This is a genomic window from Citrobacter sp. Ce104, assembly GCF_030334595.1.
In the GTDB taxonomy this organism is placed as follows: domain Bacteria; phylum Pseudomonadota; class Gammaproteobacteria; order Enterobacterales; family Enterobacteriaceae; genus Citrobacter; species Citrobacter europaeus.
This window is the reverse complement of the sequence record NZ_JAOWDP010000062.1, coordinates 208,753-234,170: the sequence shown is the minus strand read 5'-3', so window position 1 is coordinate 234,170 and position 25,418 is coordinate 208,753. Positions and strand designations below refer to the sequence as shown.

Annotated in this window: 25 protein-coding genes; 12 read left to right on the top strand and 13 right to left on the bottom strand. The window is 53.3% G+C overall.

Going from position 1 to position 25,418, the window contains the following annotated elements; genetic code table 11:
* Positions 1–62 precede the first annotated feature (62 nt).
* Complete coding sequence (locus tag OGW16_RS09380) at positions 63–887, top strand: protein bax (RefSeq protein WP_003024247.1); 825 nt, start codon at positions 63–65, stop codon at positions 885–887.
* Positions 888–960: 73 nt separating this feature from the next.
* Here the strand turns inward: OGW16_RS09380 and xylR are convergent, their stop codons facing one another.
* Positions 961–2,139 (bottom strand): D-xylose utilization transcriptional activator XylR, encoded by a 1,179-nt coding sequence (xylR, locus tag OGW16_RS09375; RefSeq protein ID WP_043018691.1) that lies wholly within the window; start codon positions 2,137–2,139, stop codon positions 961–963.
* A gap of 361 nt (positions 2,140–2,500) precedes the next feature.
* Here xylR and xylA point away from each other — a divergent pair, with 361 nt between their 5' ends.
* The 4 genes from xylA (at position 2,501) to yiaA (ending at position 6,323) form a co-directional block, all read left to right on the top strand.
* Positions 2,501–3,823, top strand: coding sequence for a xylose isomerase (xylA, locus tag OGW16_RS09370; RefSeq protein WP_003024252.1), 1,323 nt, complete (start codon positions 2,501–2,503; stop codon positions 3,821–3,823).
* A gap of 71 nt (positions 3,824–3,894) precedes the next feature.
* Entirely contained in the window at positions 3,895–5,349 is a 1,455-nt protein-coding gene (gene xylB, locus OGW16_RS09365) for a xylulokinase (RefSeq protein WP_199995049.1), read from the top strand.
* A gap of 167 nt (positions 5,350–5,516) precedes the next feature.
* Positions 5,517–5,885 carry an inner membrane protein YiaB gene (gene yiaB, locus OGW16_RS09360; RefSeq protein WP_286518350.1) on the top strand — a complete coding sequence of 123 codons (369 nt, stop codon included), beginning with the start codon at positions 5,517–5,519 and terminating at the stop codon, positions 5,883–5,885.
* Entirely contained in the window at positions 5,886–6,323 is a 438-nt protein-coding gene (gene yiaA / locus OGW16_RS09355; protein WP_075145496.1) for an inner membrane protein YiaA, read from the top strand.
* 40 nt (positions 6,324–6,363) lie between these two features.
* Here yiaA and OGW16_RS09350 read toward each other — a convergent pair whose 3' ends face one another.
* Positions 6,364–7,359 (bottom strand): acyltransferase, encoded by a 996-nt coding sequence (locus tag OGW16_RS09350; protein ID WP_075145497.1) that lies wholly within the window; start codon positions 7,357–7,359, stop codon positions 6,364–6,366.
* A 172-nt stretch (positions 7,360–7,531) separates the two neighbouring features.
* Between OGW16_RS09350 and OGW16_RS09345 the strand changes: the two genes are divergently transcribed.
* The 3 genes from OGW16_RS09345 (at position 7,532) to glyS (ending at position 10,926) form a co-directional block, all read left to right on the top strand.
* The gene (locus tag OGW16_RS09345) at positions 7,532–7,840 is read left to right on the top strand and encodes a YsaB family lipoprotein (RefSeq protein WP_047407959.1); all 309 of its coding nucleotides are present in this window, start codon (positions 7,532–7,534) and stop codon (positions 7,838–7,840) included.
* Positions 7,841–7,935: 95 nt separating this feature from the next.
* On the top strand, positions 7,936–8,847 hold the full coding sequence (glyQ, locus tag OGW16_RS09340; protein ID WP_001168551.1) for a glycine--tRNA ligase subunit alpha: 912 nt from the start codon (positions 7,936–7,938) through the stop codon (positions 8,845–8,847).
* 9 nt (positions 8,848–8,856) lie between these two features.
* A complete protein-coding gene (glyS, locus tag OGW16_RS09335) occupies positions 8,857–10,926 on the top strand; it encodes a glycine--tRNA ligase subunit beta (protein ID WP_075145498.1) in 2,070 nt (689 codons plus the stop codon).
* 66 nt (positions 10,927–10,992) lie between these two features.
* On the opposite strand, the gene cueP is transcribed toward glyS, so the two are convergent.
* The 3 genes from cueP to OGW16_RS09320 all read right to left on the bottom strand — a co-directional run bounded on the left by cueP (position 10,993) and on the right by OGW16_RS09320 (position 12,501).
* Positions 10,993–11,532 carry a copper-binding periplasmic metallochaperone CueP gene (gene cueP / locus OGW16_RS09330; RefSeq protein ID WP_047407962.1) on the bottom strand — a complete coding sequence of 180 codons (540 nt, stop codon included), beginning with the start codon at positions 11,530–11,532 and terminating at the stop codon, positions 10,993–10,995.
* Between the two features lie 186 nt (positions 11,533–11,718).
* Positions 11,719–11,931: a transcription antiterminator/RNA stability regulator CspE gene (gene cspE / locus OGW16_RS09325; RefSeq protein ID WP_000014594.1), complete on the bottom strand. Its 213-nt coding sequence runs from the start codon at positions 11,929–11,931 to the stop codon at positions 11,719–11,721.
* 279 nt (positions 11,932–12,210) lie between these two features.
* Positions 12,211–12,501: an HTH-type transcriptional regulator gene (locus OGW16_RS09320; protein ID WP_005133819.1), complete on the bottom strand. Its 291-nt coding sequence runs from the start codon at positions 12,499–12,501 to the stop codon at positions 12,211–12,213.
* Positions 12,502–12,881: 380 nt separating this feature from the next.
* Between OGW16_RS09320 and OGW16_RS09315 the strand changes: the two genes are divergently transcribed.
* Positions 12,882–13,592: a DUF3053 domain-containing protein gene (locus OGW16_RS09315; RefSeq protein WP_286518347.1), complete on the top strand. Its 711-nt coding sequence runs from the start codon at positions 12,882–12,884 to the stop codon at positions 13,590–13,592.
* Positions 13,593–13,650: 58 nt separating this feature from the next.
* Here the strand turns inward: OGW16_RS09315 and ghrB are convergent, their stop codons facing one another.
* The 6 genes from ghrB to OGW16_RS09285 all read right to left on the bottom strand — a co-directional run bounded on the left by ghrB (position 13,651) and on the right by OGW16_RS09285 (position 19,567).
* Positions 13,651–14,625, bottom strand: coding sequence for a glyoxylate/hydroxypyruvate reductase GhrB (gene ghrB / locus OGW16_RS09310; protein WP_075145500.1), 975 nt, complete (start codon positions 14,623–14,625; stop codon positions 13,651–13,653).
* 22 nt (positions 14,626–14,647) lie between these two features.
* Positions 14,648–15,928 (bottom strand): MFS transporter, encoded by a 1,281-nt coding sequence (locus OGW16_RS09305; protein ID WP_003827389.1) that lies wholly within the window; start codon positions 15,926–15,928, stop codon positions 14,648–14,650.
* Between the two features lie 64 nt (positions 15,929–15,992).
* Positions 15,993–16,931 (bottom strand): sugar kinase, encoded by a 939-nt coding sequence (locus tag OGW16_RS09300; RefSeq protein ID WP_043018681.1) that lies wholly within the window; start codon positions 16,929–16,931, stop codon positions 15,993–15,995.
* Between the two features lie 3 nt (positions 16,932–16,934).
* The gene (locus OGW16_RS09295; protein ID WP_075145501.1) at positions 16,935–17,684 is read right to left on the bottom strand and encodes a sugar phosphate isomerase/epimerase family protein; all 750 of its coding nucleotides are present in this window, start codon (positions 17,682–17,684) and stop codon (positions 16,935–16,937) included.
* Positions 17,685–17,783: 99 nt separating this feature from the next.
* The gene (locus OGW16_RS09290) at positions 17,784–18,800 is read right to left on the bottom strand and encodes a LacI family DNA-binding transcriptional regulator (protein WP_075145502.1); all 1,017 of its coding nucleotides are present in this window, start codon (positions 18,798–18,800) and stop codon (positions 17,784–17,786) included.
* A gap of 104 nt (positions 18,801–18,904) precedes the next feature.
* Positions 18,905–19,567: an OmpA family lipoprotein gene (locus OGW16_RS09285; protein ID WP_043018678.1), complete on the bottom strand. Its 663-nt coding sequence runs from the start codon at positions 19,565–19,567 to the stop codon at positions 18,905–18,907.
* A gap of 159 nt (positions 19,568–19,726) precedes the next feature.
* On the opposite strand from OGW16_RS09285, the gene OGW16_RS09280 reads away from it, so the two are divergent.
* Positions 19,727–22,060 carry a molybdopterin guanine dinucleotide-containing S/N-oxide reductase gene (locus tag OGW16_RS09280; RefSeq protein ID WP_172862496.1) on the top strand — a complete coding sequence of 778 codons (2,334 nt, stop codon included), beginning with the start codon at positions 19,727–19,729 and terminating at the stop codon, positions 22,058–22,060.
* Here OGW16_RS09280 and OGW16_RS09275 read toward each other — a convergent pair.
* Positions 22,029–22,469, bottom strand: a complete 441-nt coding sequence (locus OGW16_RS09275; RefSeq protein WP_047407975.1) for an N-acetyltransferase — start codon at positions 22,467–22,469, stop codon at positions 22,029–22,031. The genes OGW16_RS09280 and OGW16_RS09275 overlap by 32 nt on opposite strands.
* The gene (tag, locus tag OGW16_RS09270) at positions 22,459–23,028 is read right to left on the bottom strand and encodes a DNA-3-methyladenine glycosylase I (RefSeq protein WP_003846107.1); all 570 of its coding nucleotides are present in this window, start codon (positions 23,026–23,028) and stop codon (positions 22,459–22,461) included. The genes OGW16_RS09275 and tag overlap by 11 nt, the downstream gene beginning before the upstream one ends.
* A gap of 159 nt (positions 23,029–23,187) precedes the next feature.
* On the opposite strand from tag, the gene OGW16_RS09265 reads away from it, so the two are divergent.
* Both OGW16_RS09265 and OGW16_RS09260 read left to right on the top strand, forming a co-directional pair.
* Entirely contained in the window at positions 23,188–23,889 is a 702-nt protein-coding gene (locus OGW16_RS09265) for an autotransporter outer membrane beta-barrel domain-containing protein (RefSeq protein WP_075145504.1), read from the top strand.
* 251 nt (positions 23,890–24,140) lie between these two features.
* Positions 24,141–25,343 carry an L-lactate MFS transporter gene (locus OGW16_RS09260; RefSeq protein WP_043018673.1) on the top strand — a complete coding sequence of 401 codons (1,203 nt, stop codon included), beginning with the start codon at positions 24,141–24,143 and terminating at the stop codon, positions 25,341–25,343.
* Positions 25,344–25,418 lie beyond the last annotated feature (75 nt).

Sequence of the window (25,418 nt, the reverse complement as noted above, 5' to 3'; positions counted from 1 at the left end):
CATCTCTCATTTTTGTGAAAAATATAAGGTGTTGGAATGTATAAATCCGACCAGGAGACCTAATGATATTGACTCCCATTCGACGATATGGGGCAATGATTCTTATGTTACTCACCGTTGCATTTTCGGGTGAGGTGCTGGCAAAGACACACACGGCGACAACGAGTCACAAGCCCCAGATAACCAAGGCAAGTAATAAACAGGTTAGCAGTAAACAAGAGTATTCTCGCAATAGTGCAAAGAGTAGTTCACTTCCTGATTTGCGAAAATACCCTTCCGGAACACCAAGGAAAAAAGCGTTTCTCCGGACGGTTATGCCTTATATTACCAGTCAAAATGCTGCCATTACGGCGGACCGTAACTGGCTGATTTCAAAACAGTACCAGAACCGCTGGTCACCGACTGAGCGTACGCGGATGAAAGACATCGCGAAGCGCTACAAAGTGAGCTGGTCTGGTAACACGCGTAAAATTCCGTGGAATACGCTGCTTGAGCGCGTAGACATTATCCCGACCAGTATGGTGGCAACCATGGCTGCGGCCGAAAGCGGCTGGGGCACGTCGAAGCTGGCGCGCAGCAACAACAACCTGTTTGGCATGAAATGTGGCAAAGGTCGTTGTAACAATGCACCAGGTAAGGTGAAAGGCTACTCACAGTTTGAATCGGTGAAAGAGTCGGTGAATGCTTACGTCATCAACCTGAACACGCATCCGGCTTACTCTTCCTTCCGTAAGTCACGCGCGCAGTTGCGTAAAGCCGACCAGGAAGTCACCGCTACCGCGATGATCCATAAGCTGAAGGGTTACTCCACTAAGGGACAGAGCTACAACAACTATCTGTTTGCAATGTATCAGGATAACCAGCGTTTAATCGCCGCGCATATGTAATTTCGCGTGCTGATCCGGTCTACAAGTCATCTCGTAGGCCGGATCAGACGAAGCCGCCATCCGGTAATTCCCTCTATAGCAACACTTCACTGTTCACATCGCGATACTCTTTTGGCGTCGTGTCGTACTCTTTCTTGAAGACCGAATAGAAATACTGCAGAGACGGATAGCCGCACATCTGTGAAATTTCGTTGATTGAAAGTGTGGTAGAAATCAACAGGCTACGCGCTTTTTCTAGCTTTTCTGCATGAATCACAGCGTGAATAGTCTCGCCGACCTCTTCTTTAAAGCGCTTCTCCAGGTTAGAGCGTGAGATTCCTACTGAATCCAGCACCTGTTCAACCTTAATACCTTTACAGGCATGATTACGGATAAAGTGCATCGCCTGAATGACCGCCGGGTCGGTTAAGGAACGGTAGTCGGTTGAGCGACGTTCAATGACACGCACCGGAGGAACCAAAATGCGTTGCAGCGGCAGTTCCTCATTCGCCAGTAAACGGTGCAGGAGTTTAGCAGCCTGATATCCCATCTGCCTGGCTCCCTGAGCCACGGATGACAGCGCCACCCGGGACAGGTAGCGGGTCAATTCTTCGTTGTCTATTCCTATCACGCACAGTTTTTCCGGTACCGGAATATGCAGGTGTTCGCAGACTTGCAGGACGTGTCGTGCCCGCGCGTCGGTAACGGCGATAATACCGGTTTGCGGCGGCAGAGTTTGTAGCCAGTCCGCCAGTCGATTTTGCGCGTGCTGCCAGTTCTCCGGCGCGGTTTCCAGCCCCTGATAGACGACACCGCGGTACTTCTCTTTGGCAACCAACTGGCAAAACGCATATTCACGTTCCGCGGCCCAGCGTTTACCGCTTGAGGAGGGCAGGCCGTAAAATGCAAAGCGGTTAACTCCCTTCTCTTTCAGATGCAGGAAAGCGCTTTCTACCAGCGCGTGGTTGTCGGTGGCGATGTAATGTACCGGTGGGTAATCTTGCTCCAGATGGTAAGAACCTCCAACACCGATGATGGGAACATCGACATCGGCAAGTAATTGCGCAATGTCATCATCGTCATAATCAGCAATAACGCCGTCGCCTAACCAGTCTTTAATATTATCGATACGGGCGCGGAAGTCTTCCTCAATGAATATATCCCACTCGGATTGCGATGCCTGTAAATATTCACCCACTCCTTCTACCACCTGGCGGTCGTAGGCTTTATTGGCATTAAATAGCAGAGTGATGCGGTGACGTTTATCAAACATAAGAACCTGTCCTGGAAAGGTTAACGTGGGCCTGTCGATACTAGCAAAACCGCAGGTACGACTGCTTGATGAAGCGTGACAAATTTCTTATTTGCCTGGCGCTACGCAAAATTCACATACTGTCAGCGGGATGACAATTGTCATTTTTTATCTACGCATTACGGTTTTTTGTTTAATGGCTAACCTTCGATCGCGATCGCTTTTTTATTTCTTTTTTCAGCGCGTTTTTTTGGGAGCCAGCGCACGTTTGGGTATTCTCTTAATAGCGGTGTGAAATAACGTAATTGAGCAATAAATCAGGAAATTCCAGTATAGCTATATCGCAGTTTACTTGCCGTATTACCTGATTATGGAGCTTATTATGCCGGCTTATTTTGACCAACTCGATCGTGTTCGTTTTGAAGGCACTCAATCCACCAACCCGCTCGCATTCCGCCATTACAACCCTGACGAAATCGTGTTGGGCAAGCGCATGGAAGATCATCTGCGTTTTGCGGCCTGCTACTGGCATACCTTCTGCTGGAACGGTGCGGATATGTTCGGTATGGGGGCTTTCGATCGCCCATGGCAGCAGCCTGGTGAAGCACTGGCGCTGGCGAAACGCAAAGCGGATGTGGCATTTGAGTTCTTCCACAAGCTGAACGTGCCTTATTACTGCTTCCATGACGTGGATGTTTCGCCGGAAGGCGCGTCTTTGAAAGAGTATAAAAACAACTTTGCGCAGATGGTTGATGTGCTGGCGGCAAAACAGGAACAAAGCGGTGTGAAGCTGCTGTGGGGAACGGCAAACTGCTTCACCAACCCACGCTACGGCGCGGGCGCGGCCACGAACCCGGATCCGGAAGTGTTCAGCTGGGCCGCCACGCAGGTGGTTACGGCTATGGATGCCACGCATAAGCTCGGCGGCGAAAACTACGTTCTGTGGGGCGGTCGTGAAGGCTATGAAACACTGTTGAATACCGATCTGCGTCAGGAACGTGAGCAGATTGGCCGCTTCATGCAACTGGTGGTGGAACACAAACACAAAACCGGTTTCCAGGGCACTTTGCTTATTGAACCGAAACCGCAGGAACCGACCAAACACCAGTACGACTACGATGCGGCGACCGTGTACGGATTCCTCAAGCAGTTCGGTCTGGAAAAAGAGATCAAACTGAATATCGAAGCCAACCACGCCACGCTGGCAGGCCACTCGTTCCATCACGAAATTGCTACCGCCATCGCGCTGGGTCTGTTTGGTTCTGTCGATGCCAACCGTGGTGACGCACAGCTGGGCTGGGATACAGACCAGTTCCCTAACAGCGTCGAAGAGAATGCACTGGTGATGTATGAAATCCTGAAAGCGGGCGGCTTCACCACCGGCGGCCTGAACTTTGATGCCAAAGTGCGTCGTCAGAGTACCGATAAATACGATTTGTTCTATGGTCATATTGGCGCGATGGATACCATGGCGCTGTCGCTGAAAATTGCGGCCCGTATGATTGAAGACGGTGGTCTGGATCAACGCGTGGCTAAACGCTATGCCGGTTGGAATGGTGAGCTGGGCCAGCAAATTCTGAAAGGACAGATGACGCTGACGGAAATTGCGCAGTACGCTGAGCAACACAACCTGGCGCCGGTGCACCAGAGTGGTCATCAGGAATTGCTGGAAAATCTGGTAAACCATTATTTGTTCGACAAATAACGGATCTCTGAGAACGTCGGTAAGCCCGGTCAGCTCGCGCTACCGGGCCTTTCTTTAAGGAACGATGCCCTATGTATATCGGGATAGATCTAGGTACATCAGGCGTAAAGGCTATTCTGCTCAATGAGCAGGGCGATGTGGTCGCTTCGCACACGGAGAAACTCACCGTCTCGCGGCCTCATCCGTTATGGTCTGAACAAGACCCTGAGCAGTGGTGGCGGGCAACGGATCGTGCGGTGACAGCGCTGGGCCAGCAGCATTCACTTCGCGAAGTGAAAGCGCTGGGGATTGCCGGACAAATGCACGGCGCCACGCTACTGGACGAGCAACGGAAGGTATTGCGTCCAGCTATCCTGTGGAATGATGGACGCTGTGCTGAAGAGTGCGTGATGCTCGAGAACCTGGTTCCGCAGTCGCGCGCCATCACCGGCAACCTGATGATGCCTGGCTTTACCGCGCCAAAGCTGCTGTGGGTGCAGCGCCACGAACCGGAGATTTTCAGCCGGGTTGATAAAGTCCTGCTGCCGAAAGATTACCTGCGCCTGCGTATGACCGGCGATTTTGCCAGCGATATGTCTGATGCGGCAGGTACGATGTGGCTGGATGTCGCGAAGCGTGACTGGAGTGATGTCATGCTGGCCGCCTGTAAGCTGACTCGTGCGCATATGCCTGCGCTCTATGAAGGCAGCGGTATTACCGGAACATTGTTGCCAGAGGTCGCCCACGCCTGGGGTATGCAGGAGGTTGCGGTGGTTGCCGGCGGCGGCGATAACGCGGCGGGAGCAGTGGGTGTGGGCATGATGAATGCCGGTCAGGCGATGTTATCGCTGGGTACTTCCGGGGTCTATTTTGCGGTCAGCGACGGCTTTCTCAGCAAACCGGAAAGCGCAGTCCACAGCTTTTGCCATGCCTTGCCTGAACGATGGCATCTGATGTCCGTGATGCTTAGTGCGGCGTCCTGCCTGGACTGGGCGGCAAAATTAACCGGACTGGCGAGCGTTCCTGCGTTGATTGCTGCTGCGCAAGAGGCGGATGAACACGCTGAGCCGGTCTGGTTTTTACCCTATCTGTCCGGGGAACGTACGCCGCACAACAACCCACAGGCAAAGGGCGTATTTTTCGGTCTGACGCATCAGCACGGGCCGGCGGAACTGGCGCAGGCGGTGCTGGAAGGCGTGGGTTTTGCGCTGGCCGATGGTATGGACGTGGTTCATGCCTGCGGCGTGCAGCCCGCCAGCATCACGCTGATTGGCGGCGGGGCGCGCAGCGAATACTGGCGTCAGATGCTGTCTGACATCAGCGGATTGCAGCTGGATTACCGTACCGGCGGCGATGTCGGTCCTGCACTCGGCGCGGCGCGACTGGCGCAAATTGCCATGAATCCGCAGCGGCCTTTATCAGACCTTCTGCCTCAGCTTACGCTGGAACAAGCGCATTATCCGGATGCCGGGCGCCACGCGCTTTACCAACAGCGTCGGGAAACCTTCCGCCAAATCTATCAGCAATTAAAACCGCTGATGTCCTGACCCTAAATCCCCTCTGGTAAACAGTGGGGATTTATCAAATATATATTTCAATCTAATAAATAATTAGCGTGCATGAATTTATTCTGAAAGTCCGGCGTAGTGGCATTTTTCTGTGTTGTCTTTAGCGGGTTATTCATATTGTATCCATGATGGATAAGGAGATCCCAATGAAGACGACAAGGCTGTTGCCATGGATATTATTCCTCTCTGGCGCGTTGATTTACGTTATTGGCTTATGGCGAGCATGCCCGTTATTGAGCAGCAAAGGCTATTTTTTTGGTGCGCTGATGACGGGAATGTTTGTGACGTACGCTTACCAGCGTGCTGAAAATCTCAATCAGAACGACGAACGCTTCGCTTCCGTGTGTCAGATGGTGGCGCTCATAACGATCGGATTGTTGCTGGTGGGGGTGTGGAATACCCCGTTAGCACCCATCGAAATGGGGCTGTACCCGGCGGCATTCTTTGTGTGTTTACTGGGGCAAGTTTTACTTATGCGCCCAGCAGAATATTTATCTAAAGGACTGGAACTCTAAATGGAAAACAGGACATCAACTTATTCACCCGCATTTAGCATTGTGTCGTGGGTCGCGCTGCTCGGCGGTATTGTGGTTTATCTGTTGGGGTTGTGGAACGCCGATATGCAGTTGAACGAAAAGGGGTATTACTTTGCTGTTTTGGTGCTTGGTTTGTTTTCTGCTGCGTCTTATCAAAAAACGGTACGGGATAAATATGAAGGGATCCCGACTACGCCGATTTACTACGTAACCTGCCTGGCCGCGTTTGTTATTGCGGTGGCGTTGTTGGTTATCGGTTTGTGGAATGCCACGCTGCTGCTAAACGAGAAAGGATTTTATGGCCTGGCCTTCTTTTTGAGCCTGTTTGGTACCGTTGCGGTACAGAAAAATATCCGTGATGGTGGTTTGGATCAATCAAAAGAAACGCCAGCAGTAGCGGAAGATTTTACAGAATGATCGCTTGCCCTCGATGGTTACCGATCGAGGGCTTTTCTTTTTAGCTCACCAGCCTGCGCGTATCGATACGCTGCAACAGTATGGACAACAGTAAACTACCAGCCAGCGTAGCGCTGAAAATCCACAGCATATCCAGCGGTGGCCAGCTCTTGAGTTCAAGGCCGTTGGTGCGCAGCGCGTGAATGATCAGCGCATGAAAGCCATAAATGCCCAGCGAGTGGCGGGAAATAAGGCCCAGTACCGGCAAAGTGCGCGTGCTGAGCGTATTTTTGACCAGCGTCAGGAGCGAGACGGCGCAAATAAACACAGCCGGGCCGCAGTAGAGGTACCAGGTATCGGCAAAATTGCCTCGCCAGCGCAGTTCATGCAACGTGCCCCGAGAAATAATAAACACCGCGGTGATGAACAACGCCGCACAGAGCCAGGTGAGCACGCGCTTTTGCGTATCCATCATGCCAATCGCCCGACCCAGCAGGCCGTACACGATGTAATAGAAAGTGTCGCCACTGATGTACAGATTGATGGGCAGCCATTCAAAACCGCCAATTTTTTGCGAGACGGTGTTGGGATTGGCAATCACCCCAATCACTACCATGAGCGCCAGCAGCATCTTGCCGCTGATATTTTTCACCTGTATCAGCGGTGAAACCAGGTAGATGACGGCGATCGCGAAGAAAAACCACAGGTGATAGAACACCGGCTTTTGCAGCAGGTTTTTCAGCGACAGCCCGGCGTTGATCGAGGTAAACAGCAGGATATAGGCCAGCGCCACGCTGCTGTAAAACAAAATGCAGAGCGCGATGCGCGTGAAATGGCGCGGTTTGGCGCTGCGCTCGCCAAAAAACAGGTAGCCAGAAATCATAAAGAACAGAGGGACGCTGACGCGAGAGGCTGAATTGAGCACATTGGCCAGATCCCAATTCAGCGGGCTGACGCTTTGCGCATTGGTGATGTACCAGGTCGTGGTGTGGATCATCACGACCATGAGACAGGCTATCCCGCGCAGGTTATCAATCCAGAAAATTTTGGGCTGCATCAGTTCCTCTGTATCCGTTAAAAAAAGTCTGACCGAAATTTTGCGCGCGTAGCTCACTGGAATAATCCGAGTTCTTACGCTAAAGCTTGAGATGGTCTGATGAGATTCTCAAAATAGGATCCGTTTCCAGACACTAATAATAAGACTGACCAGCAAACCAGGCGGTAATAAAATGATGATGAAGTATTTCTTTCCCGCGATCGCTACCCTCATGCTGGTAGCGTGCGCTAACACACAGCCGCCTGCACCCGCGCAGAAGGCGCAAAAGGTTAAGGTCAGTGCAACACGCTCGCTGGATATGGAGTCGCTGTGCAAAAATGAGGCGGCACAACTTTATAACACCGGCGCGCAGAAAATTGATATCTCCGGCCTGGAACAATTCCAGGGCAGCTATGAGATGCGTGGTTCGACCTTCCGTAAAGAGAGTTTTGTCTGCTCTTTTGATGCAGACGGGCAGTTTTTGCACCTTTCCATGCGCTAAGTTCCCCCTTTTTCCCGTTTCGTACTGTATATCTTGCAGCCAGCGGGTATACTGACCGCTTCCTTTAAATCCACACGTATCCAGCACGAAATAATATGCAAAAGTTTGATACCAGGACCTTCCAGGGCTTGATCCTGACCTTACAGGATTACTGGGCTCGCCAGGGCTGCACCATCGTTCAACCATTGGACATGGAAGTCGGCGCGGGCACATCTCACCCAATGACCTGCCTGCGTGCGCTGGGGCCGGAACCGATGGCGACTGCTTATGTGCAGCCTTCTCGTCGTCCGACCGATGGCCGCTATGGCGAAAACCCGAACCGCTTACAGCACTACTATCAGTTCCAGGTAGTGATTAAGCCGTCTCCGGACAACATTCAGGAGCTGTACCTGGGTTCTCTGAAAGAGCTGGGTATGGACCCGACCATTCACGATATCCGTTTCGTGGAAGATAACTGGGAAAACCCGACGCTGGGTGCCTGGGGTCTGGGTTGGGAAGTGTGGCTGAACGGCATGGAAGTGACGCAGTTCACCTACTTCCAGCAGGTTGGTGGTCTGGAGTGTAAACCTGTGACCGGGGAAATTACCTACGGTCTGGAACGTCTGGCCATGTACATTCAGGGCGTAGACAGCGTTTACGACCTGGTCTGGAGCGACGGCCCGCTGGGTAAAACCACTTACGGCGACGTGTTCCATCAGAACGAAGTGGAGCAATCCACCTACAACTTCGAATACGCCGACGTGGACTTCCTGTTCACCTGCTTCGAGCAGTACGAGAAAGAAGCACAGCAGTTGCTGGCGCTGGAAAATCCGCTGCCGCTGCCTGCGTATGAACGTATCCTGAAAGCCGCCCATAGCTTCAACCTGCTGGATGCGCGTAAAGCGATCTCCGTCACCGAGCGTCAGCGCTATATCCTGCGCATTCGCACCCTGACCAAAGCAGTGGCAGAAGCTTACTACGCTTCCCGTGAAGCCCTTGGCTTCCCGATGTGCAACAAAGACAAATAAGAGGCGGCCATGTCTGAGAAAACTTTTCTGGTGGAAATCGGCACTGAAGAGCTGCCACCAAAAGCACTGCGCAGCCTGGCTGAGTCCTTTGCTGCGAACGTTACTGCGGAGCTGGATAACGCTGGCATCGCGCACGGCAACGTGGAGTGGTTCGCCGCGCCGCGTCGTCTGGCGCTGAAAGTCGCGAGTCTGGCACAAGCGCAACCTGACCGTGAAGTTGAAAAACGTGGCCCGGCCATTTCCCAGGCGTTTGACGCTGAAGGAAAACCGAGCAAAGCGGCAGAAGGTTGGGCGCGTGGCTGCGGCATTACGGTTGACCAGGCTGAGCGTCTGACCACCGACAAAGGTGAGTGGCTGCTGTATCGCGCGCATGTGAAAGGTGAAAGCGCTGAAGCGCTGCTGCCGAATATGATCGCCACCTCTTTGGCGAAACTGCCTATCCCGAAACTGATGCGCTGGGGCGCGTCTGACGTGCACTTCGTGCGTCCGGTTCACACCGTGACCCTGCTGCTGGGCGACAAAGTCATTCCGGCAACTATTCTGGGTATTCAGTCAGATCGCGTGATCCGCGGACATCGCTTTATGGGCGAGCCGGAATTCACCATCGATTCTGCCGATCAGTACCCAGAAATCCTGCGTGAGCGCGGCAAAGTGATTGCGGATTACGCTGAGCGTAAAGCGAAAATCAAAGCCGATGCTGAAGAAGCGGCGCGTAAGATTGGCGGTAACGCTGACCTGAGCGAAAGCCTGCTGGAAGAAGTCACCTCGCTGGTGGAATGGCCGGTAGTGTTGACTGCGAAGTTCGAAGAGAAATTCCTCGCGGTTCCGTCTGAAGCGCTGGTACACACCATGAAAGGTGACCAGAAGTACTTCCCGGTTTACGCGAACGACGGCAAACTGCTGCCGAACTTTATCTTCGTTGCCAACATCGAATCGAAAGATCCGAGCCAGATTATCTCCGGTAATGAGAAGGTAGTTCGTCCACGTCTGGCGGATGCCGAGTTCTTCTTCAATACCGACCGTAAAAAACGTCTGGAAGACCATCTGCCGCGTCTGCAAACCGTGCTGTTCCAACAGCAACTGGGTACGCTGCGCGACAAGACTGACCGTATCCAGGCGCTGGCGGGCTGGATTGCTGGTCAGATTGGCGCTGACGTTAACCACGCAACGCGTGCTGGCCTGCTGTCTAAGTGCGACCTGATGACCAACATGGTCTTCGAGTTCACTGATACCCAGGGCGTAATGGGCATGCACTACGCGCGTCACGATGGTGAAGCGGAAGATGTGGCTGTGGCGCTGAACGAGCAGTATCAGCCGCGTTTTGCTGGTGATGACCTGCCGTCTAACCCGGTTGCCTGTGCCGTGGCGATTGCCGATAAGATGGATACTCTGGCGGGTATCTTCGGTATCGGTCAGCATCCGAAAGGTGACAAAGACCCGTTTGCGCTGCGTCGTGCCGCGCTGGGCGTACTGCGTATCATCGTTGAGAAGAACCTGAACCTGGATCTGCAAACGTTGACCGAGGAAGCGGTTCGTCTGTATGGCGATAAGCTGACTAACGCCAACGTGGTGGATGACGTTATCGACTTTATGCTTGGTCGCTTCCGCGCCTGGTATCAGGATGAAGGTTACACCGTCGATACCATCCAGGCAGTACTGGCGCGTCGTCCGACTCGTCCGGCTGATTTTGACGCACGTATGAAGGCGGTTTCGCACTTCCGTACGCTGGAAGCCGCGTCCGCGCTGGCTGCCGCGAACAAGCGTGTATCGAACATCCTGGCGAAGTCTGAAGAGACGTTGAATGACCGCGTAAATGCGGCAACGCTGAAGGAGCCGGAAGAAATTGCGCTGGCGATGCAGGTTGTGGTGCTGCGCGATAAGCTGGAGCCTGTTTTTGCAGCCGGTCATTACCAGGAAGCGCTGGTTGAGCTATCGGCGCTGCGTGAACCGGTTGATGCGTTCTTTGAGAAAGTGATGGTTAACGTGGAAGATAAAGATCTGCGTATTAACCGTCTGTCTATGCTCGAAAAACTGCGCGAACTGTTCCTGCGCGTGGCGGATATTTCTCTGCTGCAGTAATGGTCCTGAGCTGACTTAGAAAATGCCGGATGGCGGCTGTGCCTTATCCGGCATTTTTTTATGTTGTTAGCGCAACTGTAATTTTGTCAGACAGGTCTGGCTGTCTTCCATCGTCGTGATGGGATACTGCGCTGTTTTACCGTTGTAGCTTACTGCGATGGTACCTGTCATATTGCGCGGTAACCATATCCCGACGAAGCCATTTCGACCGCTCTTCATCTCTTTTTGGACCACCAAGCCCCCCTTGTTATCCGTCACTTTGACATTGAATGTTTTCTCCGGCATTTCACCCTGGCAGCCAGAAAGGCTGTGGTTGAAGCAAGGATGTGTTTGCCATTCATAAGGGGCAAATGACAGATAGAACTTGTCACCGAGCGGCAGGGTATAAATCTGATCGCCCGACGAGAGCTTTAATTCGGTACTGGTGATGGATGCGGAGTACGGCAGCGGGCGGCTCTGCGGCGACTGGTCAATGGTTTCGACGATTTGCTCGACGGATTTACCGCTGAGCCCATTCTCCGCCAGAAAAGTCGCTGGTGGGGTTGCAGCGAACGCGCTACCGGTTGTGAGCAAACCTAATATCAGCAGCAGTGAAGATTTCGACATAGCTTCAATTCCTTGTGAATGTTGTGGAATACAGACTGGCTCACTATAAAGCTTGCCCTTAGGGAAAGGTCAAAGGGACGACGGGTAAAGTAATGCAAAGAAGCGTTTGGGGGGAAGCCTTGCGAAGTACAGATAAAAAAAATCCCCGCCGTATGGCAGGGATTCAGAATTTTGAGCTTTTTAAGCTTACAGGCTGGTTACGTTGCCAGCTGCCGGGCCTTTAGCGCCGCTTTCGATGGTGAAGGAAACTTTCTGACCTTCGTCCAGAGATTTGTAGCCATCGTTCTGGATAGCAGAGAAGTGTACGAACACGTCTTTAGAGCCATCGTCAGGAGTGATGAAGCCGAAACCTTTGTCAGCGTTGAACCATTTTACGATACCAGTCATTTTACCGGACATAGTGTATTACCTTTTAAAAAATAAGTGTGCCTTTCGGCGATATGGCGTGCTCTACAGATTTTTTAACAGTAAAGGAAATGCTCACTACGAGGGGTATCAACGATAACTCTTGAAGGGACTTGCCTTACTAACTGCTGTAATGGTCTGTACGTCAAACCGTTGAGGGCATTAACTCATTTTCCGCATGTGGATGCAACTACTATTTTCTCATTTGTGGATACTCTCCGTAAGGGAACGGTCCTTTTACCGGACCGTTCTTAGGTAAAATTGAAAAATAGTTCAATCCATCAATTGCTTACTTAGTCTTGGGTCTGCCTGAATCAGGCGCATTAACTTCAATTCGGTACTGGAAGGCTTTACGCGTTTAGACTCCCATTCATGAACCATTGCGACCGTCACGCCCATCACCCGGGCAAAATCGTCTGTTTTTAAACCTGTCCCTCGTCGTAGCTGTTCAAATTCGGTGAAAGGGTTGGTTTTTTGCGTCAGAGTGACCGTCTGCGATACATCTTTAAAAACAATCTGCTCCAGACTGCTCAGCAGTTCAAACATAGGATCTTTGTATTCCATTGAGAACTCCTACAAATCACACAGCGGGATCGTGAATTTCATCGAAGCTCATTAAGAGTAGTCGGAAAAAATGAAGCCGGATTTAAGCTTTGCGTGATGGATTCGTTTCAGCGGATCGTGGCCGATAATCTTTTGCAGGCTAACGAACTGATAACGGTCGGGATCTCCGAACGAGCGAACCCGATTGTAAAGATGACTAAAATATGACGCCGTGGGGCAAATGCAGCATTGTTTAGCAAAACGAAGGGTGGCGGGAGTGGTTATTTTCCCCCACAAGATTACGCGGAAAGGGTATCTTGCGGGGCTGACCTGGACTATCCTTGTCAACGTCAGGCACGCGGGTGTCGTTGTGCGCATTTTTGGGTGAAAGGAGTATTAAAATGGCGACAGGTAAGTCCTGCTCTCGCTGGTTTGCGCCTGTTTTGGCGCTCTTAATGGTAGTTGGCCTGAGTGGGTGTTTTGATAAAGAAGGCGATCAACGCAAAGCGTTTATCGATTTTCTGCAGAATACTGCAATGCGTAGCGGAGAGCGTTTACCAACGCTGACCGCCGATCAGAAAAAACAGTTTGGCCCGTTTGTGTCCGATTACGCGATTCTGTATGGCTATTCACAGCAGGTTAATCAGGCGATGGACTCCGGTCTGCGTCCGGTGGTTGATAGCGTAAATGCGATTCGTGTTCCTCAGGATTATGTGACTCAGCGTGAACCGTTGCGTCAGGCAAATGGTGCGTTGGGCGTGTTAGGGCAACAGTTGCAGAATGCGAAACTGCAGGCGGATGCTGCGCATGGCGCGCTGAAGCAGGGCGAGGATCTGAAGCCGGTCTTTGACCAGGTCTACAACAAAGTCGTCACTGTACCTTCAGAGGCGTTACAGCCGCTGATTCCTGCCGCGCAAATCTTCACGCAGCAGTTAGTGCAGGTCGGTGATTTTGTCGCGCAGCAGGATACACAGGTGAGCTTTGTCGCCAACGGTATCGAGTTCCCAACGTCACAGCAGGCAAGTCAGTACAACACGCTGATTGGCCCGTTGGCTTCTCAGCATCAGGCATTTAATCAGGCCTGGACTGCTGCGGTGAATGCCGCTCAGTAATTAAGACGCTGTAATACATGAAAGGCCGGGTGAGCGTAAGCGCTACCCGGCCTTTTGTTTATGGCGCGACCTGCGGGTTCACGCAGTTTTTCTCAAGGTGTCCTTGCAGCGCATCGATTAAATTATCCACTGCACAGGCCGCCATGTTATAGCGTGTTTCATGCGTGGCTGAACCAATGTGCGGCACGGCAACCACGTTTGGCAGCGACAGCAGCGGTGAGTCAGCCGGTAATGGCTCCTGCTCAAACACATCCAGGCCTGCGGCATGAATTTCCCCATTTTGCAGGGCGGCAATCAGCGCTTTTTCATCTACCACTGGTCCACGTCCGGCATTAATGAAAATGGCGGAAGACTTCATTTTGGCGAACTGTTCGGTGCTGAACAGATGATGCGTTTCTTCGGTTAACGGCAGGATCAGGCAAACAAAATCAGACTCCTGCAACAGCGTATCAAGATCGCAGTAACGTGCATTGAAGCGCTCTTCCGCCTCCTGGTGATGACGACGCGCGTTGTAGAGAATTGGCATGCTAAAGCCGAAATGCGCGCGTTGTGCCAGTGCCAGGCCAATACGGCCCATGCCGACAATCCCCAGCGTTTTGTGGTGTACATCGGTACCAAACCAGTCCGGCCCGATACTTTTGGTCCATTCGCCAACTTTAACTCGTTCAGCGACTTCTACCACGCGGCGAGCGGTGCTTAACACCAGTGCCATCACCGTATCGGCGACGGTTTCCGTCAGCACGGTTGGCGTGTGCATCAACAGCACCTTACGCGCGTTGAGAGCATCGACGTCGAAGTTGTCATAGCCTACGGAAATTGTGGATGTCGCACGCAGCCTGGGCATTTTCTCCAGCAGGGCGGTATTGACGGCTTCACTGGAGCCTAGGAGACCTTCTGCATTGGCAAAAGCGTCGGCGTGCTGTGCGACCGTGTCCGGGCGCAGGTTAGGCACCTGAGTCACAGTAAAATGCTCTTCCAGGCGATGCAGTAAATCGTCAGGTAACGCTTTATAGAGAATAATGGACGGCTTCATGCGAATCTCCGTAAGTTAAAATTTAAGCGTGGCGTGCGCCAATAGGTAGCTGTTGATTATTAGCAGGCTTAACGATCAAAGTTAGCCATACTGAGACAAAAAGCGCTACCCCCATAAAAATGTACGAGGCGGACGGGCTGCCGGTTGCGCCATTTAGGTAGCCGACAAACCATGAACCAAAGAATGAGCCTAGCGCGCCCATGCTGTTTATCAGCGCCATTGCCCCACCGGCGACGTTGCGCGGCAGCATTTCCGGAATGATGGCGAAGAAGGGGCCATAAGGGGCATACATTGCCGCACCCGCAATAACCAACAGCGTGTAAGAAATCCAGAAGTGGTCTGCGCCCACGGCCCATGAGCCGATAAAAGCGAAAGCGGCAATGAGTAACAGCGGCCAGACAAACAGTTTACGATTTTGCAGCTTATCGGAGGCCCAGGAGACGAGGATCATCGCCGCCGTCGCCGCCAGATACGGTACGGATGACAGCCAGCCAACCTCTACCATCCCCAGATTTGCACCGCCGTTGCGGATAATCGACGGCAGCCACAGGACAAAACCATAGACGCCAATACTCCAGGCGAAATACTGCATGCACAGCAGGATAACGTTACGTGAGCGGAAAGCCTCGCTGTAGTTACGTACGGCTTTGATGCCTTGCTGCTCTTTTTCCAGTTGCGCCTGAAGCGCGGCTTTTTCAGATTCTGACAGCCAGCCGACCTGAGACGGTTTGTCTTTTACCAGCACCCACCAGCAGAATGCCCAGATGATGGCCGGGAAGCCCTCGATGATAAACATTTCCCGCCAGCCCAGCGCCTGAATCAGGTAACCGGAAACCACGGACATCCACAGGACGGTGACCGGATTACCGAGGATCAGGAAGGTGTTAGCGCGCGAGCGCTCGGATTTTGTAAACCAGTTGCTGATATAAATCAGCATTGCCGGCATCACGGCGGCTTCAACGACGCCAAGAATAAAGCGAATGGCGGCAAGCATTGGAATATTGCTGACCATCCCGGTTAACGACGCGCAGGCACCCCAGAGGATCAGACAGACAAAAATCAGTTTTCGTACGCTGCGGCGTTCGGCATAAATTGCGCCCGGGATCTGAAAGAAGAAATAACCAAGGAAAAACAGCGCGCCCAGCAGGGAAGAGATCCCTTTGGTAATGCCGAGGTCCTCGTTGATACCTGCGGCGGAGGCGAAGCTGAAGTTCGCGCGGTCAAGGTACGCCAGGCTATACGTGATAAACACGATTGGCATGATGTACCACCAGCGTTTTGCTGCATTAGTTGAGCTATTCATAGACTGCCCTCTGGTTATGCTGTTACGCCGCCTCTGTATGTAGGGTACAGAGTTGGCCGGGAATTTATTCCCCTAATTGTTCACGTGTGGGTAATCCTTCGCTGTCGCCCTGAACCTGAATGGCCAGTGCGCCAATTTTATTGCCGCGGGTCACTGCCTGATGTAGCGAGCGGCCTTCGAGCAGGGCGCTGATAACGCCCACGGCAAAGCCATCGCCTGCGCCGACCGTATCGACCACGTTGTCGACTTTTACCGGCGCAACGCAGCCTTGTTCACCGCTGGCAGTTTTGTACCAGGCGCCATCAGCCCCGGTTTTAACGATCACGGCCTTCACGCCATGGCGCAGATAAAAGTCGGCGATGGCTTCAGGCGTTTGCTGACCGGTTAAAATCATGCCCTCTTTTAACCCGGGTAGAACCCAGTCAGCCTGAAATGCCAGCCGGTTCAGTTTTTCCACCATCTCGGCTTCGCTTTTCCACAGTACCGGGCGCAAATTCGGGTCGAACGAGATGGTCTTCCCCTGGGCCTTCATGGTGCGGGCGGTATGCGCCAGTAGTTCATAAGAGCTGGAGGAAAGCGCGGCTGCTACGCCGCTCAGGTGCAGGTGGCGTGCGCTGGCGAAATAGGCCTCGTGGTAATCCTCAACGCTGAGGCGGCTGGCAGCGGAACCTTTGCGGAAATACTCCACAATGGGATCGGTTCCATTTTCGACCTTAGATTTAAGCTGAAAGCCGGTAGCGTAACGCCCGTCCTGGGTGACTCCCTGCGCATCAATCCCTTCTTTTTCCAGCGACTTAACGATAAAACGGCCAAAACTGTCGTTGCCAACGCGGCTCACCCAGCCGACCTTCAGGCCCAGACGGGCAAGACCGGTCGCCACGTTAAGCTCCGCGCCTGCAACGCGCTTGATAAACTGCTCCACATCCGCCAGTTCGCCAGTTTGCGTGGCGACAAACATCGCCATCGCTTCACCAATAGTGACCACATCCAGTGAATTTTTCATACGTTACTCCTCGCGTAACAGCTCGACGTAGTGGCGGGTAACCGCCGTCAGATCCTGCCCTTCCAGGGGGAACTCAATGCCGCGCGGGACGTCGTTGGGCAGCGTTTTTAGCAGCGCCATCCAGCGCGAGTCTGTTGCATCTGGCGGTACGGCGCGGTAGCTGTCGCGATGTGTGACAGCGGCTTTGACATGGATATAGCCAACGGTTGACGCCAGGTTTTGTGCTGCTTCTTCCGGGGAGTCGCCCACCCACAGCCAGTTGCCCATATCGAAGGTTAAAGATATCGGCAGGTTTTGCGTCTGACAGGCTTCGTTAAAGCGCTGCATCGGTTGCAGGCGTCCGCAGGCGGTTTGATCGTTCTCAACAACCAGCTCCATTCCGCTGTTGTCGAGCCATTCGCGTAAAACGTTGAACTGTTCGGTATGGGAAAAATGGCCGAGGGAGACTTTTAACCACAGCGCCTGCAGGGCCTGCGCTTCTTCAAGTAGCGCGGGAAGTTGGGGGTTGAGGTTACCGTTCGCAAGGAACAATGGCTCAGGTGCTGAGTAACAGGCCAGCAGGCCGAAGATTTCGATAGCAGAAGCCATCGTAGGGAGCGTTTTCAGCTCGGCATCGGTTAATAACTCGCGGCGGATTTCAACGCCGTCAGCACCGGCTTCGGCAATGATAGGCAATAATGCCGTTTGTCCGCCTGCGGCCCGCACCTGGTCTTGGCCGTAAGCGGCGGTGACCACCATAATTTTTCTTTTCATGGAAACTCCAGACTAGCGTTCTTGTAATAACGCTAGATGGAACCGGTTCCAAAGAAAAGCCTGGGATGTCGAATTTATGATCACCATCACGAAGGTAATTTAACGGGCGGTAGAGCCGCGTACGATCAGCTCGCCGGAGAAGACCTGTTCCTGAATGGCAGAAGAGCCGCCATCAATTCGGCTTACAACCTGCTCAACGGCAGTGTAGCCAATCTGCCAGGTGGGTTGTTTCAATGTGGTAATACCGACGCCCGCCAGCTCTGCCCATTCCAGTTCGTCAAAACCGAGCAGGCCGATATCGCTGCCCCAGTTAAGGCCAATGCGCTTCAGGGCGCGGGCAACCTGTAGCGTGAGGGCGCCATTGGCGGAGATAACGGCTTTACGCATGCCCCGATGCTGCTGGTGGAAATGGCGCAGCGTGTCATCCAGTTGCGTATTGTCCGTTAGCGGGACTTCAGCATTTTGCGCGATAACGCCGGGGTACTGCGCGAGCGTGGCGCGAAAAGCGCTCAGACGTTCGCGGCGCGTATTCACCATGCCCAGCGGTTCGCTGAGGAACAGGATGGCTTCAAAACCTTGCTCGACCAGATGCTCGGTGGCAACCGTTGCCGCCTGGGTGTTATCCAGCCCGACCATATCGCAGGCGAAATCGGGAATTTTACGGTCAATCAGCACCATCGGCAGCGCAGACTGCTGCAGGCGGTTCAGCCCCTCTTCGCGCATCCCGACGGCGTTGACCACAATCCCTTCAACCTGGTAACTGCGCAGCAGGTCGAGATAATGCAGCTCCTGATCCACTTCGTTGTTGGTGTTACACACCAGCGGGGTAAAGCCCTTATCGCGACAGGCGGCTTCAATACCGCTTAACACGTTGACGGAGTAGGGATTTGTAATATCGGCGATGATCAGGCCAATCAGGCGGGTACGACCGTGTTTCAGGCCTCTTGCCATCAGGCTGGGGCGGTAGTCGAGATCGGCAATGGCTTGTTCAATGCGGGCCAGCAGCGCGTCGGAAAGCAGGTGCTTTTCACCGTTGAGATAACGTGAAATGCTGGTCTTGCCGGTTTTTGCGGCTTTCGCCACATCGCTGATGGTTGCTCGTGTTGATTTGCTCATCGCTGATTTCCCTGAGTTTGGTGACAACACCTTAACGCGAAAATCAACGATGGCAAGTGCTTCATGCCGGATGGATTCGACCTGTCTTCACCCGGCACAAAACGTTACTGAAGTGGGCTTAAGGTGATTTCTACGCGACGGTTCTGCGCTTTACCTTCTGCCGTGCTGTTGCTGGCGATCGGATTTGCCGGGCCCATACCTTGAGTGCGGATACGGTTAGCCGCGACCCCTTGAGTGATTAAGGCGCTGGCGACGGAGTCCGCGCGCTGCTGCGACAGACGCATATTCAGATCCTGGCTGCCGGTGCTGTCGGTGAAGCCCAGCACGTTGACGGCGGTTTTATTGTACTCTTTCAGTACCATTGCTACGCCGGTCAGGGTGTTGGCACCAGCAGGTTTCAGGTTGGCACTGCTGCTGTCGAAGGTGACGTTATTTGGCATATTCAGAATGATGTTATCGCCACTACGCGTCACGCTGACGCCGGTTCCCTGCATTTTTTCGCGCAGTTTTGCTTCCTGCACGTCCATGTAATAGCCGACACCGCCGCCAACGGCCGCGCCAGCCGCTGCGCCAATCAGTGCGCCTTTGCCGCGATCTTTCTTCGAAGAAGAGAGTGCGCCAATGCCCGCGCCGACCAGAGAGCCAATACCCGCGCCAATGCCGGATTTACCCGCTTCGCGTTCGCCGGTGTAAGGGTTTGTTGTGCAGCCAGAAACCGCCAGGGCGCCGCTCACGATGGCAGCAATAACAAAAACACGTTTCTTCATCTTAATTCCTTAATGACTTTTTCTTCTTTGCCACAGCGACCGTGGCGGTTGATTATGACGTGTGAACATGAAGAAAATTCCAGGGAAGACTCTGAAATTTGTAAGTAACATTGAACGGCATAATAAATAAGCCGTCACATCGCATTCAGGAGCACCATCTTGGCTAATTCACCCGCACATTACTCGGTGTTAACCGCCGCTCACTGGGGACCAGTCCTTGTCGAAACCGATGGGGAGACGGTTTTCTCCTCGCGTGGCGCGCTGCCTGGCACCCATCCCAACTCTTTGCAAACCGTGGTGCGCGACCAGGTTCACAGTAAAACGCGGGTACGTTTTCCGATGGTGCGTAAAGGCTTTCTCGCCTCGCCGGATAACCCACAGGGGGTGCGCGGGCAGGATGAATTTGTTCGCGTCAGTTGGGATGACGCGCTAAATCTTATCCATACGCAGCATAAACGCATCCGTGACAGCTACGGCCCGGCCTCGATTTTTGCTGGTTCCTACGGCTGGCGTTCCAACGGCGTGTTACACAAAGCCGCGACGCTGTTACAGCGTTATATGGCGCTGGCGGGCGGTTATACCGGGCATCTGGGGGATTACTCGACGGGGGCTGCGCAGGCCATCATGCCGTACGTGGTGGGCGGCAACGAAGTTTATCAGCAGCAAACCAGCTGGCCGGTGGTGCTGGAGCACAGCGAGGTGGTGGTGTTATGGAGCGCCAATCCGCTGAATACCCTGAAGATTGCCTGGAACGCTTCTGACGAACAGGGGATCGCTTACTTTGCGGCTTTACGCGACAGCGGGAAACGATTGATCTGTATCGATCCGATGCGATCGGAAAGCGTCGATTTCTTTGGCGATAAGATGGAATGGATCGCCCCGCATATGGGGACTGACGTGGCGTTGATGCTGGGTATCGCGCATACGCTGGTGGAAAACGGCTGGCACGACGAGGACTTTCTCGCCCGGTGCACGACCGGTTACGCCCGTTTTGCCGACTATCTGCTGGGTAAATCTGACGATGTTGCAAAAACGGCGGAGTGGGCAGCCGACATTTGTGGCATTCCGGCAGCGAAAATACGTGAGCTGGCGGCGATATTTCACCAAAACACCACCATGCTGATGGCAGGATGGGGGATGCAGCGCCAGCAGTATGGCGAGCAGAAGCACTGGATGATCGTCACCCTGGCCGCCATGCTTGGACAAATCGGCACGCCAGGCGGTGGCTTTGGGCTGTCGTACCATTTTGCCAACGGCGGCAACCCAACGCGCCGCTCTGCGGTGCTGGCCTCAATGCAGGGCAGCATTAAAGGCGGCACCGACGCGGTGGATAAAATCCCGGTGGCGCGTATTGTCGACGCGCTGGAGAACCCCGGCGGTTTTTACCAGCATAATGGAATGGACCGCCATTTCCCGGACATCCGCATGCTGTGGTGGGCGGGCGGGGCTAACTTCACTCATCACCAGGATACCAACCGTTTAATTCGCGCCTGGCAGAAACCGGAGCTGGTGGTTATTTCGGAATGTTTCTGGACTGCCGCAGCGAAGCATGCCGATATCGTGCTGCCGGCGACAACGTCGTTTGAGCGTAATGATTTGACCATGACCGGCGATTACAGCAACCAGCATCTGGTACCGATGAAGCAGGTCGTACCGCCGCAGGACGAAGCGAGAAATGATTATGATGTCTTTGCCGAGCTGAGTGAACGCTGGGAAAAAGGCGGATATGACCGATTTACCGAAGGTAGAAGCGAACTGGCGTGGCTGGAGACCTTTTACAATATTGCCGGGCAACGCGGGGCCAGTCAGCAGGTGACATTGCCGCCTTTCGCCGAGTTTTGGCAGCGCAACGCCCTGATCGAAATGCCAGAAAACGCCGCCAGCGCGCAGTTTATCCGTTTCGCGGATTTTCGCCGCGACCCGCAGGCGCATCCGCTGAAAACGGACAGCGGAAAAATTGAAATCTACTGTGAGAGGATTGCCGGTTACGACTACGCAGACTGTGCGGGACACCCGATGTGGCTGGAGCCTGATGAGTGGTTCGGTAACGCAGAGCCGGAGCAGTTACAGTTGCTTTCCGCTCATCCGGCTCACCGTTTGCACAGCCAGCTTAACTACAGCGCGTTGCGCGAACAGTATGCGGTAGCGGATCGTGAGCCGGTCACGATCCACCCGCAGGACGCCCACGCGCGCGGCATTGTGGATGGCGACACGGTCAGGGTGTGGAATCAGCGAGGACAAGTTCTGGCGGGAGCGGTGGTGTCGGCAGGTATTAAACCTGGCGTCATCTGTATTCATGAAGGCGCCTGGCCTGATTTGGATCTCGCTGCTAACGGTATTTGTAAAAATGGCGCCGTCAACGTGCTGACCAAAGATCTCCCCAGCTCGAAGCTGGGGAATGGCTGCGCGGGCAACACTGCGCTGGCGTGGCTCGAAAAATACAGCGGACCAACGTTGACCCTTACGGCGTTTGATCCGCCTGCCAGCCCATAATCCACGTGGGATGGTGAGTTTCCTCCTGCCATGCGCCGTCTTCAATGCGAAAACCCAGCGCATGGTAGAAGTTCACCGCCGATTGGTTCTTCTGGTAGACCTCAAGGCTGAGTATCGAAAAGCGCTGCTGCACATGCTGCACCAGCGCTTTGCCGATCCCGTTTCTGATGGCGGCAGGCGCGACAAACAGCGCGCCGAGAAAGCGGTCATCAATAACGCTGGCAAAGCCTTTGAGCTCGCCTTCTTCTTCCCACACCCAGGTTTGCGCGGCGGGCAGGTAAACATCACGCACGATGGATTCACTTTCGCGCCAGTAGCGCTCTTCGATAAACGGGTGGGCATGGATTGTGCTTTCCATCCATAGCGCCAGAATCGCCGGTAGATCGTCAGCCTTTGATTCACGAATCATGTTGTTCTCCCGGATAGCAGATGCAACTGGTGACATGATCGTTGACCAGGCCGCACGCCTGCATAAAGGAGTAACAAATGGTGGTGCCGACAAATTTAAACCCGCGTTTTTTTAACGCTTTAGACAGCGCGTCTGACGCAGGCGTTGAGGTGGGGATATCGCTCAGGTTGGCGGCGCGGGTCACTTGCGGTTGGTTATCAACAAATGACCAGACGAACTCGCTAAACGACTCTCCGTTTTGCGCCATGGTCAAAAAGGCGCGAGCGTTGCCGATAATGGCCTGAATCTTTCCGCGATGGCGAATAATGCCAGCATCCAGTACCAGCCTCTCCACATCCTCTTCAGTCATGGCCGCCACTTTTTCCGGGTCAAAATGGTGGAAGGCGTGGCGATAATTTTCCCGTTTCTTTAGTACGGTAATCCACGATAATCCGGCCTGCTGGCCTTCAAGGCAGATCATTTCGAACAGCTTTTTGCCATCGGTTTCGGGGACGCCCCATTCCTTGTCGTGGTAGGCAATGTAAAGTGGGTCCTGGCTGACCCATCCGCAACGCTGCATATTCTTCCTCGCTGTTTTTACTGGCGTAAAAATTTCATTCGGCCCGCCTTGACGCGCCAGCTAAAAAGACAATATTTAATACAGGGCCTGATGGGCCCGATATCCTTCACACAATGACAATAATATCGCCGAATTCGGCTCTTTTCTGGAGTCGCGTTGATGATTATAAGAAACAGTAGTGGTCGCCAAAGGTTAACTCTGGCGAGCGTCATAGTTTGTGCGCTGTCCATCAATACAGCATATGGCTGGCAACAAGAATATATCGTTGATGCGATGTCAGGGCATACGGCTGAACGTTATACATGGGACAGCGATCACCAACCACGTTATAACGACATTCTGGAAGAACGTATCCGCTCCACTCAAAACGTAGCGGGGCCCGTGGTGAATCTGGCGGATGAGACGCCTATGGAGGCGACCAGCGGCATGAGTATGGGCTGGAACTTCCCGCTTTCAAGGCAGGTGACAACCGGTCCGGTTGCCGCGCTGCATTATGACGGTTCAACCACGTCTACTTACAACGAGTTTGGCGATAGCGCGACGTCGGTAGCGCAGAACGATCCGTTGTGGCATGCCAGCGTCAGCACGTTAGGCTGGCGAGTAAACTCCCAGTTCGGTGATGTGCGACCGTGGGCGCAAATCAGCTATAACCAGCAGTTTGGCGAGAATATCTGGAAAGCGCAGTCGGGCCTCAGCCGCATGACGGCGGCGGGTCAGGACGGTAACTGGCTGGATGTTACCGTCGGTGCAGACATGCTGTTGAACCCGCACATGGCGGCTTATGCGGCGCTCTCGCAGGCGGAAAATAGCACCAACAACAGCGACTATATGTACACCATGGGTGTGAGCGCCAAATTTTAACGTAAAAAATCATCAGGAAAACATCTCTGTTACATATTGAGATCAACAATCACACGCGCCTCAGCGATAGCGTGTACTAACTCATGCGATAAAATTCAGTAACCCAACTTTTTGTCTCGTCATTCATTCCACAATCCAGGCATTTCATTCCGTCCTGGCGGCATTTCATGCCGTTTTCTCCTGCTCATAAAAGCGCTTCGGTATGGTTGTTGGCAGAGAATTTCCCATTTTGTTTATGCAGGAAGACTGCCATGAAAACTTCTGATTATCAGCGTACCCGCTGGCTGACTCTGATCGGCACCATTATTACCCAATTTGCTTTAGGTTCTGTTTATACCTGGAGCCTGTTTAATGGCGCACTCTCTTCTAAGCTTGATGCGCCAGTGAGCCAGGTTGCCTTTTCCTTTGGCTTGCTGAGCCTTGGGCTGGCGATTTCCTCTTCCGTTGCCGGCAAGCTGCAGGAACGTTTTGGCGTGAAACGCGTCACCATGGCCTCCGGTGTTTTACTCGGCGTCGGCTTCTTCTTAACCGCCCACTCCGACAGCCTGATTATGCTGTGGCTGAGCGCCGGTGTGCTGGTTGGTCTGGCGGATGGTGCAGGTTACCTGTTAACGCTTTCCAACTGCGTAAAATGGTTCCCGGAGCGTAAAGGGTTGATTTCCGCCTTTGCCATCGGTTCTTATGGCCTTGGCAGCCTCGGTTTTAAATTTATCGATAGCCAGTTACTGAGTACCGTAGGCCTGGAAAAAACCTTCATGATTTGGGGCGCGATTGTGCTGGTAATGATCGTCTTTGGCTCCACGCTGATGAAAGATGCGCCGAATCAGGAAGTGAAAACGAAAAATGGCGTGGTCGAGAATGACTTCACCCTGGCGCAGTCCATGCGTAAACCGCAGTACTGGATGCTGGCGGTCATGTTCCTGACGGCGTGTATGAGCGGCCTGTATGTGATTGGCGTGGCGAAAGATATCGCACAAAGCCTGGCGCATATGGATGTGGCAACGGCGGCAAATGCGGTTACCGTGATTTCTATCGCGAACCTGTCGGGCCGTCTGGTGCTGGGGATTCTGTCCGATAAAATCTCCCGTATTCGCGTTATCACCATTGGCCAGGTTGTTTCGCTGGTGGGTATGGCTGCTCTGTTGTTCGCGCCACTGAATGACCTCACCTTCTTTATGGCGATTGCCTGTGTCGCATTTAACTTTGGCGGCACCATCACCGTGTTCCCGTCACTGGTGAGCGAATTCTTCGGTCTGAATAACCTGGCTAAAAACTACGGTGTTATCTACCTGGGCTTCGGTATTGGCAGTATTTGCGGTTCCATTATCGCCTCGCTGTTTGGCGGGTTCTTTGTGACCTTCTGCGTTATCTTTGCGTTGTTAATCATTTCGCTGGCGCTTTCTACCACCATTCGTCAGCCACAACGTAGCGTCTACACCGAGGCGCACGCCTAAATCTATTAGTAGTCTGATTAATACCTGGCGCATATATTTACAAAAATATATGCGCCATTTTCATTCTCTATAAGC

Excerpts from the sequence above, each read along its gene's own strand:
- OGW16_RS09380 (WP_003024247.1), top strand. The coding sequence starts at position 63 with ATGATATTGACTCCCATTCGACGATATGGGGCAATGATTCTTATGTTA.
- xylR (WP_043018691.1), bottom strand. The coding sequence starts at position 2,139 with ATGTTTGATAAACGTCACCGCATCACTCTGCTATTTAATGCCAATAAA.
- xylA (WP_003024252.1), top strand. The coding sequence starts at position 2,501 with ATGCCGGCTTATTTTGACCAACTCGATCGTGTTCGTTTTGAAGGCACT.
- xylB (WP_199995049.1), top strand. The coding sequence starts at position 3,895 with ATGTATATCGGGATAGATCTAGGTACATCAGGCGTAAAGGCTATTCTG.
- yiaB (WP_286518350.1), top strand. The coding sequence starts at position 5,517 with ATGAAGACGACAAGGCTGTTGCCATGGATATTATTCCTCTCTGGCGCG.
- yiaA (WP_075145496.1), top strand. The coding sequence starts at position 5,886 with ATGGAAAACAGGACATCAACTTATTCACCCGCATTTAGCATTGTGTCG.
- OGW16_RS09350 (WP_075145497.1), bottom strand. The coding sequence starts at position 7,359 with ATGCAGCCCAAAATTTTCTGGATTGATAACCTGCGCGGGATAGCCTGT.
- OGW16_RS09345 (WP_047407959.1), top strand. The coding sequence starts at position 7,532 with ATGATGATGAAGTATTTCTTTCCCGCGATCGCTACCCTCATGCTGGTA.
- glyQ (WP_001168551.1), top strand. The coding sequence starts at position 7,936 with ATGCAAAAGTTTGATACCAGGACCTTCCAGGGCTTGATCCTGACCTTA.
- glyS (WP_075145498.1), top strand. The coding sequence starts at position 8,857 with ATGTCTGAGAAAACTTTTCTGGTGGAAATCGGCACTGAAGAGCTGCCA.
- cueP (WP_047407962.1), bottom strand. The coding sequence starts at position 11,532 with ATGTCGAAATCTTCACTGCTGCTGATATTAGGTTTGCTCACAACCGGT.
- cspE (WP_000014594.1), bottom strand. The coding sequence starts at position 11,931 with ATGTCCGGTAAAATGACTGGTATCGTAAAATGGTTCAACGCTGACAAA.
- OGW16_RS09320 (WP_005133819.1), bottom strand. The coding sequence starts at position 12,501 with ATGGAATACAAAGATCCTATGTTTGAACTGCTGAGCAGTCTGGAGCAG.
- OGW16_RS09315 (WP_286518347.1), top strand. The coding sequence starts at position 12,882 with ATGGCGACAGGTAAGTCCTGCTCTCGCTGGTTTGCGCCTGTTTTGGCG.
- ghrB (WP_075145500.1), bottom strand. The coding sequence starts at position 14,625 with ATGAAGCCGTCCATTATTCTCTATAAAGCGTTACCTGACGATTTACTG.
- OGW16_RS09305 (WP_003827389.1), bottom strand. The coding sequence starts at position 15,928 with ATGAATAGCTCAACTAATGCAGCAAAACGCTGGTGGTACATCATGCCA.
- OGW16_RS09300 (WP_043018681.1), bottom strand. The coding sequence starts at position 16,931 with ATGAAAAATTCACTGGATGTGGTCACTATTGGTGAAGCGATGGCGATG.
- OGW16_RS09295 (WP_075145501.1), bottom strand. The coding sequence starts at position 17,684 with ATGAAAAGAAAAATTATGGTGGTCACCGCCGCTTACGGCCAAGACCAG.
- OGW16_RS09290 (WP_075145502.1), bottom strand. The coding sequence starts at position 18,800 with ATGAGCAAATCAACACGAGCAACCATCAGCGATGTGGCGAAAGCCGCA.
- OGW16_RS09285 (WP_043018678.1), bottom strand. The coding sequence starts at position 19,567 with ATGAAGAAACGTGTTTTTGTTATTGCTGCCATCGTGAGCGGCGCCCTG.
- OGW16_RS09275 (WP_047407975.1), bottom strand. The coding sequence starts at position 22,469 with ATGATTCGTGAATCAAAGGCTGACGATCTACCGGCGATTCTGGCGCTA.
- tag (WP_003846107.1), bottom strand. The coding sequence starts at position 23,028 with ATGCAGCGTTGCGGATGGGTCAGCCAGGACCCACTTTACATTGCCTAC.
- OGW16_RS09265 (WP_075145504.1), top strand. The coding sequence starts at position 23,188 with ATGATTATAAGAAACAGTAGTGGTCGCCAAAGGTTAACTCTGGCGAGC.
- OGW16_RS09260 (WP_043018673.1), top strand. The coding sequence starts at position 24,141 with ATGAAAACTTCTGATTATCAGCGTACCCGCTGGCTGACTCTGATCGGC.